This window comes from Aeromonas sp. 604176 (genome assembly GCF_049170755.1).
Lineage (GTDB): Bacteria > Pseudomonadota > Gammaproteobacteria > Enterobacterales > Aeromonadaceae > Aeromonas > Aeromonas veronii_A.
The window spans coordinates 11,095-24,241 of sequence record NZ_JAAKNE010000005.1; the positions used below are offsets into that span (position 1 = coordinate 11,095).

Sequence of the window (13,147 nt, forward strand, 5' to 3'; positions counted from 1 at the left end):
GGATAATTAAGAAATTTCTAAATTAATCTTGCTTGTCGTCAAAAATATTTACACCGTACGAATACATTTATTACCAATGCTGCTTTGAGTGTAAATCTTTTAAAAACAGAGTCTTGTGTCCCTCTTTGTCGTGTGAAGAATGCAGGTGAGTTTTTTGAGTGTTGACCCAATTGTGGCTAATTGATAGCATTCGAAAAAAATGAGAATAAACATGATATACGTCACATTGTGACGTTCTCATGCACGGGGTGGGTGCTTACATTGCAATCAATTTCTGTCTGCTTTTTGAGCTGGCAGGCATCGTTATTTTCCCTCCTGTTTTAGTTTTACATCCATTTTGTCTGTTTTTTGTCCGGGAAGATGTCATTGCCGTGCGGTAGCTATGGCAAAAAAACAGTGTTTCGCATCAACATCGCTACATCTTTACAGCAATTGAGCAGCATTGCTCATTTTAGAGCTCATGCCTACTTCTGATGAGACTATTGCTGTTCTGTCTGAGATCCATCATATATCGTGTCTTGCTCGATTCACTCAGAACATTCTGAAATGTGTGCTGTAAATGGTAATTTTTTGAGCAAAGCCCTCTTGTTCAGACTGCCTGGTATCGCTTCGCAGTCTCGGCAGATTGTCTGTTGATGAGGAACTCAAAACCCGCTTTTGCAGTTGCAGGGCTGGGGATGAACAGCCACATGTCAGTTCGTTTTTTGGTCATGAAAGATAATGAGTCGATCGGCAATAGCGTTGCCAGACCATAAGGCGACCTGGCTTTAACAGATCAACACTTGACTCCATGGGAAATATTGACACATGAATTTTGCAACCCGGTTATTGGCCATATCGTTAGCCATACAAGTTGGTGGCTGTGCATATGAGCCAAAGCAGGTAGAAGCGTCTCGTCCTCTCGTCAACCCGTCAGTTGCTACTGAATTGTATGCCATGCCTCCCGATCTGCAGCAGGCGCTGAATACACTGCCACAAGGCGCTGCATTCAGTAGAAACAATGTTACCTATACCCTGGGGCAACGCTATGTTTCGGCTCTGGGTCTTGAGTGCGTTGAGTTGTTGTTTAACAGCATGCAAGGCCATTCGCAAAGGCGCGCGGCATGCAAGACTGAAGAACAATGGTATCTGATACCTCAACTGGAACAGACCTCTGTCAGCAACCTTCTTGCTGAGCAATAAAATGAAGGCACATGTTTTGAACAAAATGAAAATTTATCAGCTCGGCACACTTCTGTTTCTCATCAGTACATCCTGCGCAACCATGGCCATTGCCGCCCCGGATTTAGCGCAAGCAAATGGATCATCATTTGGTTACACCCTTTCAGGAAAGGCTGCTGAAAACACCGGCACCCAGCTTGGTGGTCAAGCAGCACTGAGTGGGCAGGCCAACACAAGTTCAACGACCGGGAGTTTTACCCAACAGAATCGTCAAGGGATGTTGTTACCCGGTGAGGCAGATGTACGTAAATTACTGCCCCTGGCAGAGGCTGGATTACCTCCTCCCTATGGCGCCAATCTGTTTGCCGGTGGCTATGAGACCGAACGCAGCGATGGCTTGAATGACAATTATCTGATAGCGCCAGGGGACAAGCTTAATATCTGGATCTGGGGTGCCGTCAATTTTTCAAATGTAGTGACGGTAGATAATCAGGGCAATATTTTCATCCCTGATGTCGGCCCGATAAATGTCAAGAATGTACCTGCCAGCCAGGTCAATAATCTGGTGACCAGCAGGATTGGCGATGTTTTTACAAATAATGTCAATATCTACGTCAATCTGCTGACAACAACTCCCGTGAGTGTGTTTGTCACTGGCCCGGTAATACGGCCAGGCCAGTATGCGGGTCAATCCTCTGACAGTGTGCTCTATTTTCTAAAGCGGGCTGGGGGGATCGACTCGGAGCGCGGCAGCTATCGCCAAATAAAGGTATTACGCCAGAACCAGGTCATCCAAAAAATCGATCTGTATGAATTCATGCAGCAGGGCAAAATGCCCAAGCTCTCTTTTAAAGATCAGGATGTCATCCTGGTAGAGCCACAGGGCCCGATGATAAATGTCGCGGGCAAGGTTCGTAATCCCTTCCGTTTCGAATTGACTCAGCGTAATACGCTAGGCTCGGAGCTGGTTAACTACGCACTGCCGCTTGCCAAGGTGAGTCATGTCGGGGTGATAGGTGACCGTCCAAGTGGTCCATTCTCCATCTATTTACCTTACAAGGATTTTGCCAGCCTCCAGCTTAAGGATGGTGACAAAGTCTTGTTCAATGATGACATGCATGCACAGGTTTATGATGTGCAGGTCGCAGGTAGCTATATGGGGCCCTCATATTTCACTGTGCGCAAGCAGACCAAGCTGCATGAGCTGCTCAACCATATTCCCATTGACCCACAGCTTGCCGATTACCAATCCATCTACCTGATGCGCAAGAGTGTCGCTGCGCGGCAAAAAGAGATGTTGGAAGAGTCGCTCAACCGGTTGGAGCGCAGTGTGTTTACTGCTCCTGCCAGCTCGGATGGTGAAGCGTCGATCCGTGCCAAAGAGGCAGAACTGGTGATGCGCTTTGTCGAAAAGGCCAGAAAAATCCAGCCTCTTGGCAAGGTTGTGGTCGCAGACAAGGGGATTGTTGCGAACATTCAGCTGGAACAGGGTGACCAGATTGTCATACCGAACAGAACGGACCTGATTCAGGTCGGTGGGGAAGTCTTGATGCCACAGGCTGTGGTCTATAACGCCAATGCGACTCTCGATGACTATGTGGCCTGGGCGGGTGGATTTACCGAGCGTGCGAATGACCAGCGGATTGCCGTGGTTCATGCCAACGGATTGGTGGAGTTTAAAGATAAGGGGAGTGTCCAGCCCGGTGATCAGATTTTGGTGTTGCCCAAGGTTGACAGCAAAACCATGCAATCGGTCAAGGATATTACCCAAATCATTTATCAGATCGCCGTGGCTGCTAACGTAGCAATTAACTAAGCCGCTTCTTGCTGTAAAAAAGCAGACTCGCCAATGGGCGAGTCTGCTATGGGTAAAGCGAACTAATGAATAAACCGATTCTTAATCAAACGCCGCGCACATCCTTGCAGGTGTTGCGAGATGTTGTCTTTGGCCTGCTTATTCGTGAGCTTAAAACCCGCTTTGGTAGTTACCGGTTGGGTTATGCCTGGGCTCTGCTGGATCCGCTGCTAATGATTGGTTTTTTCAGCCTGATTTTTGGCCTGCGGAACCACAGTGGCTTTGGCGGCGCGCCAGCACCACTCTTTATCACCGCCGGGTATTTGCCCTTTATCTTTTTTAAAAATGTGGTGAGTAAACTGCAAACGGCAGTTAGCTCCAATATGGGGCTGTTTTGCTACCGTCAGGTCACCCCATTCTCAACCTTCATCGCGCGCTTTATGCTCGAAACCATGGTGGGGATGATGGTGGGGGGGGTATTGATATTGGGGCTAATCTGGTTTGGTTTTGATGCCATCCCCGCCGACCCGCTGCAGGTGCTCCTTATTTATCTGCTGCTGATGGTATTCTCGTTTTCCCTCGGTATTGTTTTTTGTGTTATCTGCAATTTGGTGCAAGAGGCCGACAAATTCCTCAACCTGCTGATGATGCCATTGATGTTTATCTCTTGTGTCATGTTCCCGCTGGCCACCATTCCGGCTCAATATCGGCACTGGTTTTTATGGAATCCGCTGGTGCATGCCCTCGAGCTTATTCGTAGTGGCTGGATTGCCGGCTATAGCAGCCCATATGTTAGTTGGGAGTATCTGGCTGCTGTCACCCTGATACTGCTCACCTTCGCCATGAGTTGCTATCGGTTAAGCCATCGTCGCTTGATTGCAAGTTAAAGTGATCCACATGATTGTTCTTGATTCTGTTACCAAGTATTACCCGACCAAATTTGGCCGTAACTATGTGCTGCGCGATGTCTCGCTCACCCTGCCTCGGGATCGCAATATCGGCATTCTGGGGGTCAACGGGGCGGGCAAATCGACCCTGCTACGGCTGCTTGGGGGCATGGATATGCCCAACCGAGGCAAAGTGAGCCGGCATTGCCGGGTCTCCTGGCCACTGGCATTGGGGGGAGGTTTTCAGGGCAGCATGACGGGGCGTGAAAATACCCGTTTTGTTTGCCGCATTCATGGGGTGAGCGAGACGGCTGCTGTTGAGGAATGGGTCAAGGAGTTCTCGGAAATAGGTCAGCATTTCGAGCTGCCAATCAAGGGATACTCCAGTGGTATGCGTTCCAAATTTTCCTTTGCGGTTAGCATGGCGTTTGATTTCGATATCTATCTGACTGACGAGATCACCTCGGTGGGGGATGCGCGTTTTAAGCAGAAGTGTATCGATGTATTTAACAAAAAGCGTGAGACAGCCAGCCTGATTATGGTGTCGCACGATATGAAAAACCTTCGTCAGCAGTGTGATATGGGTATTTTATTACGAAATAGCAGATTGGAGGTATTTGACAATATCGACGATGCCATCCGTATTTATCAAAATCTATAATAAGCACAATTAAACATGACACAACCTATCAGAACAGAAAAGCCATCACGCTTCGTGCGGAAGCTTCGCAAACTTGGCAAAGAGCCGAAGCGTTTCTTCATTGATTCCAACGGTTATAAAATTGCCCACAGGTCTTGGCAACAGAGTCTGAAACTGGGCAGCTTTTTGTGGGTTGTAGCCTGCTTTACCATGGCATCGATCTATTTTGGTGGGATTGCTTCAGACCGTTATGTCAGCCGAAGTGACATCATTATCAAGCAGGCAGATCAAATCAAAATGTTGCCCGATGCCCTGTCTATGCTGGGGCTGGGTGGTAGCAATCATCAGGACGTATTGCTGGTACAAGAGTACCTGCGCTCCTGGGATCTGCTGGCCAAGCTGGATCGCGAATTGGCGCTCAAAGCGCACTACCAAAGCCATGATGCCGACTTCTTCTCCCGTTTATCGGGGGAGGCGACCCGCGAAGAGTTTCTTGAATATTACCGTGATCACCTGACCCTGCGTCTTGATGAACTCTCCGGGGTATTAACTATCGAATTGCAGGCTTTTGATCCCGTCTATGGCCAGCAGGTAGTTAACATGATGCTGAAAGAGGCGGAAGGTTTTATCAACAAGCTGGGCCACCAGGTCGCCATGGATCAGCTCGCATTTGTCGAGCAAGAGGTTAACCGGTCCCATCAACGCTTGCAGGCAGAGAAAGCCAAGGTACTGGCGTTTCAAAATAGCCATCAGCTAATCAGTCCGGAATCGACCAGCACTGCACGCCTTGGTGTGGTCAGTGAAATTGAAGCCGAACTGGTGCGCCAGCAGGCAGAACTGAAGCAATTGCGCAGTTATATGAAAGAGAGCGCACCAGGGGTGGTATCGGTGCAAAGTCGTGTTGATGCGTTAAGCAAGCAACTGAAACAGGAAAAGGCGAAATTGACCACCAATGACGCCGGTGCTGGCACTCAGGTGGCACCTGAGGCAATGAACGAAATCACTGCCCAATATATGGATCTGAAAACCCAGGCCACTCTGGCTGCTGATCTCTACAAGACGGGCCTTATCAGTCTGGAGCAAGCCCGCGTTGAGGCATATCGCAAGCTGAAACACCTGCTGGTCGTGACGAAGCCAACCTTGGCGGAAGAAGCCGAATACCCACGCCGCTTGTATAACCTGGTCACAATTGGTGTTCTGCTTTGCCTCTTCTATGGCCTGATTGTTATGGGGCTGGCTACCTTGCGTGAACACCAGGATTGATAAGGTGATGCAAGATAGGTCAGAACTGTATTCTTGGCAGATGAGAATATCATCTGCCAAAGAGATAACGTTGAGGAATGAGGTCTGCCTGTCAGAATATAGCCAAGCGACTATTGTATATAAATTTATTGGTTTTTTGATAAAAACCAGCATGCTATTCATATTCCACGCTATATAGATAATAGGTGGCTATGATTTTCACTTTATTATATGTGTGGATCAATTTCTTTGGGCAATAATAAACGACCATGTATTGCTTTAGTGGCCGACCAGTTTACTACATTCAGTTTGGCTCCAGACGCAGATTTAATTCAAATAACACCGATAGATTGGCAATGGAAGTTAAGATTTTACAAACCTGACTTTTTATTTGTCGAATCAGCCTGGCGTGGTTATAAGGATAGCTGGAAAGGGAAAATAGCCAGTTATGCCAATAGTTCGCCCAATAAACCAGAGCTGCGGAGGGTGCTGGAATTCTGCCACAAGCGGAAAATTACAACAATTTTCTGGAACAAAGAGGATCCGTTTCACTTCGAACGCTTTGCTGATGCTGCCGCGTTGTTTGATGTGGTCTACACCACGGATTCCGGCTCACTGGAGCGCTATCATGCGCTCCCCCATCAGCGTTTTCAGCATGTCGGTGTGCTGATGTTTGCTGCCCAGCCACGCTGGTATCACCCTGCAGAGAAGGGAGTGCGGGGTCAGGAGGTCGCATTTCTGGGGGGCTATTATGGTAACGAGCTGGCTGAGCGAAGCAGGGTTCAGGAGGATATTCTTCTGGCATTGCGAGATAAAAATCTGATTATTTTTGACCGGTTTTGGCAGAAGGGAAATGGCTGCAGCTATCCTGAGCAACTACAACCTTACTGTAAACCTGCGATCACCCAAATGTCAGTTGCCAAGGCATATCAGCAATATCAAATATATTTGAACTTCAATACGATTAGTCAATCTTCAACAATGCTATCCCGTCGGGTGTTTGAATTGGCCGCTGCTGGCTGCCCTATTATCAGCACCCCTTCGATCGCCATGGGTAACATTTTTGGCAAGAGCATTGTCGCAGTGCAGGATGGTGCTGCGGCGCGCGAATGGTGTGAACAATTACAAAATAATGTTCGACTAAGAGACGAATTGGGTCAAAACGCGATGGAAATCGTGCTGGCCCAACACACCTGGCAACACAGGCTGACACAGCTCAACAGTGAACTCAGTCTTTATTAGTTAATTTCGGATAGATAAAACCAATTAGCTCACACGGGAGTGATTATTATGCCAATTAAGGCGCAGCGAGTATTGATCGTTTTTGGTACCAGACCGGAAGCCATCAAGATGGCCCCTATCGTCAAGGCTTTCCAGGCCAATCGCAAGGTTGACGTCAGGGTCTGCGTGACCGGGCAACACCGGGAGATGCTGGATCAGGTTCTCAACCTGTTCGAGATTGAGCCGGAATATGATCTCAACATCATGAAGCCGGGCCAGGATCTGACAGATGTCACGACCGCCATCTTGCAGGGGCTCAAACCCGTTTTTGCCGAGTTCAAACCGGACCGCATTCTGGTGCACGGTGACACGGCTACGTCGTTTGCGGCGACACTGGCTGCCTACTACCACCGTATCGCGGTTGGCCATGTTGAAGCAGGGCTACGCACCGGCAACATCTACTCTCCCTGGCCGGAAGAGGGGATGCGTCGTTTGACTGGTGGCATCGCCGATCAACACTACACCCCGACGATCAGCTCGCTGAAAAACCTCATCATGGAGAACATCGCTCCGGAGACCATCTTCGTCACCGGTAACTCGGTGATCGACGCCCTGATTGAGGTTTCCCAACGCATTGATAAAAACCTTGGCATGAAGGCTGAACTGGCCGCGCGCTTCCCTTTCCTCGACAAGAGCAAGAAGCTGATCCTGGTCACCGGCCATCGCCGCGAAAACCATGGCGATGGCTTTGAGCGGATCTGCAAGGCGCTCTCCGTGCTGGCCCAGCGGGATGATGTGCAAATCGTCTATCCGGTTCATCTCAACCCCAACGTACAAGAGCCGGTCAACCGCAACCTCAAGGGGCTCGACAATGTGCATCTGATCGAGCCGCAAGATTACCTGCCGTTCGTCTATCTGATGAAGCAGAGCTACCTGATCCTGACCGACTCGGGCGGTATTCAGGAAGAGGCGCCCACCCTGGGCAAACCGGTGCTGTGCATGCGAGACACCACAGAGCGTCCTGCTGCAGTCAAGGCCGGAACAGTTCGTCTGGTGGGGACCTGTGACGAGACTATCGTTGCAGAAACCGTTCGCCTGCTGGATGACGAGCTGGCCTACCAGGTGATGAGCCATGCCAACAACCCCTATGGGGATGGCAGAACCAGTCAGCGCATCGTTGAGGCCGTCATCGGCTTGAGCGGCGCCCTCGGCCAGCAGATCGATAGCAGCCTGCAAGTGGCCTGATTTACAGATTACATAACTGTCCTTGGGGGCATATTGCCCCCAGTTTTCCTTTTGAGAGCACAAAATAATGAAATTCGAAACCATCTCCGTCGTTGGTCTGGGTTATATCGGTTTGCCAACAGCAGCAGTCATTGCCAGTAACGGCATTCGGGTTATCGGTGTCGATGTCAACCAGCATGCGGTAGACACCATCAATCAGGGCAAGATCCATATCGTGGAACCGGGCCTGGAAGATCTGGTCAAGCAAGCGGTGCAGGATGGCCACTTGAGCGCACACACCAGCCCGCAGAAGGCGGATGCCTTCCTGATTGCCGTACCGACTCCGTTCAAGGGTGAAGATCACGAACCGGATCTGAAATATATCGAGAGTGCTTCCCGTGCCCTGGCGCCCATGCTGGAGAGAGGCAATCTGGTGGTACTGGAGTCCACTTCTCCGGTGGGGGCCACCGAACAGATGGCCAAATGGCTGGCCGAAGAGCGCAGCGATCTGACCTTCCCGCACACTGTGGCAGAAGGCCAGACCCCTGACATCTTTGTTGCCCACTGCCCGGAGCGTGTGTTGCCCGGTCAGGTGATCCGCGAGCTGGTGGAGAACGATCGCATCATCGGTGGCATGGACAAGGCTAGTACCGAAGCCGCCACTCAGGTCTACAAGATGTTTGTCAAGAAGGGTGAGTGCATCGCCACCGAAGCGCGCACCGCCGAGATGAGCAAGCTGACCGAGAACGCCTTCCGCGACGTCAATATCGCCTTTGCCAACGAGTTGTCACTGATCTGTGACCAGCAGGGCATCAATGTGTGGGAGCTGATCTCCCTTGCCAACCGTCACCCGCGAGTCAATATCTTGCAGCCGGGTTGCGGCGTGGGTGGCCACTGCATCGCAGTCGATCCCTGGTTTATCGTCAACCAGAATCCTGAGACTGCCAAAATCATCCACCAGGCTCGCCTGGTCAACGACTACAAGCCGCACTATGTGGTGGAGCAGGTAGAAAAAGCGGTTGCCGGTCTGAGCAACCCGAAAATTGCCTGTCTGGGTCTGGCTTTCAAACCGGATATCGACGATCTGCGTGAGAGCCCGGCACTGGATATCACCAAGACCCTGGCGAACAACCCGGCATATCAGATCCTGGCAGTTGAGCCCAATATCGAAGCATTGCCGCCGGTACTGGAGAACCGCAATAATGTTAAGCTGGCCTCTTTGTCTGATGCGTTGCAACATGCCGATATGATTGTGATATTGGTAAAACACAAAGAATTCCTTGGTCTCAACCGTAGCGATGCTGCCAAGAACCAATTGCTTGACTTCGTTAACGCAGCTCAATAATCCACTCGTAAACAGTGGCTGGCTTAGTCCGGCCACTGTGTGAAAAAAAGAACTCTGATATGTCAACCCGTCTTGCTAAAAAAAATTCTCGTAAAAATAAGCACTCACCCCATCCGGAAAATAATCAGCTCAATACAGTATTCTCTATCTATGATGAGCACCTTGATTATCTTTATCGACAGTTGGCTCGTAAAACTGACAAGATTGAATGGGTTGAGCAGTCCTATCCCCTGTTATCTTTCAAAAACATCAGTAATATAGAAAGTGCTGATGCATGGCTACTCCCTGCTGATAATGATCGTAACAAGTCAATCTCGGTTGATAAAAATGGCGTAGCAACTCTGACCATGGATCTGGTTGATGGCGACTCATTTTATTTGCAGACAGGCAGTATGAATATTAATGGGTTGCCACTGAACAAAGAGGTATGGCGCATCAGTGGTAGTCATAAATATCAAGTGTTTATTGATGCCCAGTATGGTGAGCTGCGTCCTGATTGTGCCATGTTCCTCATTCAATACGATGAAGAAAAACGTATCGCGCATAAATTCCAGCAAGTCTATAACGGCCTTAATCGGATAGAGTTTGAAACGGTTCCTGACGCACGCTATTTCAGTATTGCCTTGCGTTTCAAAGGTCAAGGAACTCTCAGCATCAAACCACTCAAGATCATTGCGGAAGAGATGCTGCCGGTTAATGCGATTACACTCGAAAATTGCCAATCTCCAGAAGAGATAGCCCGTATATTTGAGCTCAAAGCCAAAGCGTTGACATCTGCCTTTGAGAAACGTATACATGCGCTGCCAGATTCTCCAATGGTTCAAAAAACCAATCTGGAAGCATTAAAAGATAAGCTGGCTACGGCACTTTATGAAAAACAGCAAGTGGAGAAATCTCTGTATTATCGTCTTGGCAAAACATTGGCAGAAGCCAAGCGCAACAAGCTATCAGGGCTTTTGTCACTGCCGCAAAAGCTCATCAAAATTCGGGCGGCCAAGCGCAAGGGGAAATTTGAACATTCGCCCATGGACAGTACCATCAGGCAGCAGTTGCTGGAACAGGTCGGCATCTTCAACGAAGCTCGTCCCAATGACGAGATAACCTGGCCCGCATTCGAACCTCGTGCCCGTCTGCGCAACCAGCATATCAATGTCGTTTCGATCAGCGACAAGTTCACTTACGAGTGTTTCCGCTACGAAGCCAACTTCATTCCGCTGACCAAGAAGAACTGGAAAGCCGAGATCGATGCAGCCAACCCCGTGCTGTTCTTCGTCGAGTCAGCCTGGAATGGTAATGATGGCGAGTGGACCTACACCATGGCCAGCTACAAGAAGCACCTGGGCGATCCGCTGCGCGAAGCCATCAAGTATTGCCAGTCCAAGAACATTCCCGTAGTGTTCTGGAACAAGGAAGATCCGACCAACTACGACGTCTTTATCGATGTGGCAGCTGATTGTGACTACATCTTTACCACCGATGGCGGGATCGTGGACAAGTACAAGGCCCGTGTCGGCCACGATAGGGTTTACCCGTTAGCCTTTGCGGCGCAGCCGGCGATTCACAACCCGATCCGTGACAAGCGCAAGAAGCTGCCTACCTATGAAGCCTGCTTCGCCGGTAGCTGGTACAACAATGGCCATGATACCCGCCGTATTCAGACCGAGATCGTGCTCGATGGGGCCATGCATCGTGAGTTGCACGTCTACGATCGCATGTTGCACGCCACCAAGCATCGCGAGTCTCGTATCTTCCCGGCCAAATATCAGCCGTTTATTGTGGGTTCTCTGAGCTACGACCAGATGGTCACCGCTTATCGCCAGTACAAGTTGTTCCTGAATATCAACACGGTACAAGACTCACCAACCATGTTCTCTCGTCGGGTCTTCGAAATCCTGGCATGTGGGACGCCAGTGGTGTCGACCCACTCCGATGGCATGAAGGCGATGTTGGGCGAACATGTTCACATCGTAAACAACAAGGATGAGGCAAAGAACATTGTTCAGCAGTTGCTGGAATCCGATCTCGACCGTGAACGTCTGGGTCATCAAGCCGCCCGTCACTGCCTGCAGCATCACTCTTATCAGCAACGTTTCGAACAGATCCTGAAGACAATTGGAGTTGAAAGCTCTGTCGATCAGGGCGACAAGGTATCCATCATCATGTGTACCAACCGTCCCAAGAACATCGACATGATGATTGACAACTATCAGCGTCAGACCCATGCCAACAAAGAGCTGTTAATTATCCTCAACAACGATGATTTCGACATCGAAACCGTGAAGAGCAAAGTCCAGGGACTGGCGAATGTTCAGGTACATCAGTTGCCGCAAGACATGACGCTAGGTGATTGCCTCAATCACGGTGTTGCCAATGCATCGGGTGACTATATTGCCAAGATGGATGATGACGATATCTACGGAGCAAACTATCTGGTGGATGCCCTGCTGGCCTTCAACTTCAGCGGTGCCGACGTAGTAGGTAAAGACTCCTATTTCTGCTATGTGGAATCCAAGAACATCATGGCAATCAAACAGCCCGGAAAGGATAATCGCTATTCCGATTTTATTTCGGGCGGCACGCTGGTGATTCGTAGACAGGTCTTTGACAAGGTTAAATTCCATAGCCGCAATCGCGGTGAAGACACCAACTTCCTTAAGGACTGCAAGGAAAATGGCTTCACCATATACTCATCGGATAAATACAATTTTATCCAGATGCGTTATGCCAATACCAGTGCCCATACTTGGACCATCCAAGATGAGGAATACCTGAAGAATTGCCAAGTAATTTGTTCTGAGTTGAAACGAGACTTATCGGGCATCTAAATGGAAATTTTTGAGTTTCACGGCGTCAGTAACTTCACATATGTTGAAGATGGGCATTATGTTATTCATGATACCCACATCACTCATAATGTGTTTATTAAAAAATCGAAGACCAACAGCACACAACTTTATATTTTTGGTCAAGGCGCTGTGGACAAGTCAAAACCCCAGCCAAACTTCCAACGAGTCAGTTGGGTGGATGAGTTAGAAGACAATATAATTATTGCTACTGACCCAACTCTTACTGACAACCAGTTAAGTATTGGCTGGTTTCAATGTTCTATGGAAACGAATTATTTTTACCGCTTCTCCGAACTGGTTAAATTTATCGCAGTAAAGATGAGTCTCGATATTTCGAAGCCGATTCTTTATGGCTCGTCAGCAGGAGGGTTTGCATCATTGATGCTCTCTCCATATTTCAATAGCCCTGTTGTAGTTGTAAACAACCCTCAAACGGATTGGACATTATTTTACGAATCAAAGGTAAAAGATGTACTAGACACAATTTACAATGGAATGAACGTTGATGAGTATCGAAAAAAATTCCCAATGAAATTTAATGCAATTGATGTTTTCAAAGCCACATCAAAAGTGCCAAGCATTATATTCATGCAGAACCTTGATGACATCTTCCATTATGAACGACATTGTGCACCATTTATGCAATGGATGCGCGACCAATATAAAAACAGCAAGCTCACGGAGAGGGGGCTGATTACGTACTTATATCGTAACCCCTCCGAAGGCCACAATCCATGTAGTAAAGAGATAACTTTAAGATACTTGGAGTTAGCCAAGAGTTTATAA

10 protein-coding genes are annotated in these 13,147 nt (G+C 48.9%); all 10 read left to right on the forward strand.

Annotated features, from left to right (window positions below; genetic code table 11):
* Positions 1 to 807: 807 nt before the first annotated feature.
* The 10 genes from G5358_RS01625 to G5358_RS01670 all read left to right on the forward strand — a co-directional run bounded on the left by G5358_RS01625 (position 808) and on the right by G5358_RS01670 (position 13,147).
* Positions 808 to 1,182 (forward strand): hypothetical protein, encoded by a 375-nt coding sequence (locus G5358_RS01625; RefSeq protein WP_201996467.1) that lies wholly within the window; start codon positions 808 to 810, stop codon positions 1,180 to 1,182.
* Positions 1,169 to 2,977, forward strand: coding sequence for a polysaccharide biosynthesis/export family protein (locus G5358_RS01630; RefSeq protein ID WP_254204258.1), 1,809 nt, complete (start codon positions 1,169 to 1,171; stop codon positions 2,975 to 2,977). Before G5358_RS01625 ends, G5358_RS01630 begins: the two co-directional genes overlap by 14 nt.
* 65 nt (positions 2,978 to 3,042) lie before the next feature.
* Positions 3,043 to 3,843 (forward strand): ABC transporter permease, encoded by an 801-nt coding sequence (locus G5358_RS01635; RefSeq protein ID WP_421173013.1) that lies wholly within the window; start codon positions 3,043 to 3,045, stop codon positions 3,841 to 3,843.
* A 10-nt stretch (positions 3,844 to 3,853) separates the two neighbouring features.
* A complete protein-coding gene (locus G5358_RS01640) occupies positions 3,854 to 4,504 on the forward strand; it encodes an ABC transporter ATP-binding protein (RefSeq protein ID WP_421259286.1) in 651 nt (216 codons plus the stop codon).
* Between the two features lie 15 nt (positions 4,505 to 4,519).
* The gene (locus G5358_RS01645) at positions 4,520 to 5,746 is read left to right on the forward strand and encodes a sugar transporter (protein WP_421221617.1); all 1,227 of its coding nucleotides are present in this window, start codon (positions 4,520 to 4,522) and stop codon (positions 5,744 to 5,746) included.
* A 228-nt stretch (positions 5,747 to 5,974) separates the two neighbouring features.
* Positions 5,975 to 6,967, forward strand: coding sequence for a CgeB family protein (locus G5358_RS01650; RefSeq protein ID WP_421309674.1), 993 nt, complete (start codon positions 5,975 to 5,977; stop codon positions 6,965 to 6,967).
* A 48-nt stretch (positions 6,968 to 7,015) separates the two neighbouring features.
* A complete protein-coding gene (gene wecB / locus G5358_RS01655) occupies positions 7,016 to 8,191 on the forward strand; it encodes a non-hydrolyzing UDP-N-acetylglucosamine 2-epimerase (protein WP_227342487.1) in 1,176 nt (391 codons plus the stop codon).
* A 67-nt stretch (positions 8,192 to 8,258) separates the two neighbouring features.
* The gene (gene wecC / locus G5358_RS01660; protein ID WP_421309672.1) at positions 8,259 to 9,515 is read left to right on the forward strand and encodes a UDP-N-acetyl-D-mannosamine dehydrogenase; all 1,257 of its coding nucleotides are present in this window, start codon (positions 8,259 to 8,261) and stop codon (positions 9,513 to 9,515) included.
* Between the two features lie 59 nt (positions 9,516 to 9,574).
* On the forward strand, positions 9,575 to 12,340 hold the full coding sequence (locus G5358_RS01665) for a glycosyltransferase family protein (protein WP_421221609.1): 2,766 nt from the start codon (positions 9,575 to 9,577) through the stop codon (positions 12,338 to 12,340).
* Positions 12,341 to 13,147 (forward strand): YqiA/YcfP family alpha/beta fold hydrolase, encoded by an 807-nt coding sequence (locus tag G5358_RS01670; RefSeq protein WP_421221607.1) that lies wholly within the window; start codon positions 12,341 to 12,343, stop codon positions 13,145 to 13,147.

Bases quoted from the DNA above. Each gene is read 5' to 3' on its own strand.
- G5358_RS01625 (WP_201996467.1), top strand. From the start codon at position 808: ATGAATTTTGCAACCCGGTTATTGGCCATATCGTTAGCCATACAAGTT.
- G5358_RS01635 (WP_421173013.1), top strand. From the start codon at position 3,043: ATGAATAAACCGATTCTTAATCAAACGCCGCGCACATCCTTGCAGGTG.
- G5358_RS01640 (WP_421259286.1), top strand. From the start codon at position 3,854: ATGATTGTTCTTGATTCTGTTACCAAGTATTACCCGACCAAATTTGGC.
- G5358_RS01645 (WP_421221617.1), top strand. From the start codon at position 4,520: ATGACACAACCTATCAGAACAGAAAAGCCATCACGCTTCGTGCGGAAG.
- wecB (WP_227342487.1), top strand. From the start codon at position 7,016: ATGCCAATTAAGGCGCAGCGAGTATTGATCGTTTTTGGTACCAGACCG.
- wecC (WP_421309672.1), top strand. From the start codon at position 8,259: ATGAAATTCGAAACCATCTCCGTCGTTGGTCTGGGTTATATCGGTTTG.
- G5358_RS01665 (WP_421221609.1), top strand. From the start codon at position 9,575: ATGTCAACCCGTCTTGCTAAAAAAAATTCTCGTAAAAATAAGCACTCA.
- G5358_RS01670 (WP_421221607.1), top strand. From the start codon at position 12,341: ATGGAAATTTTTGAGTTTCACGGCGTCAGTAACTTCACATATGTTGAA.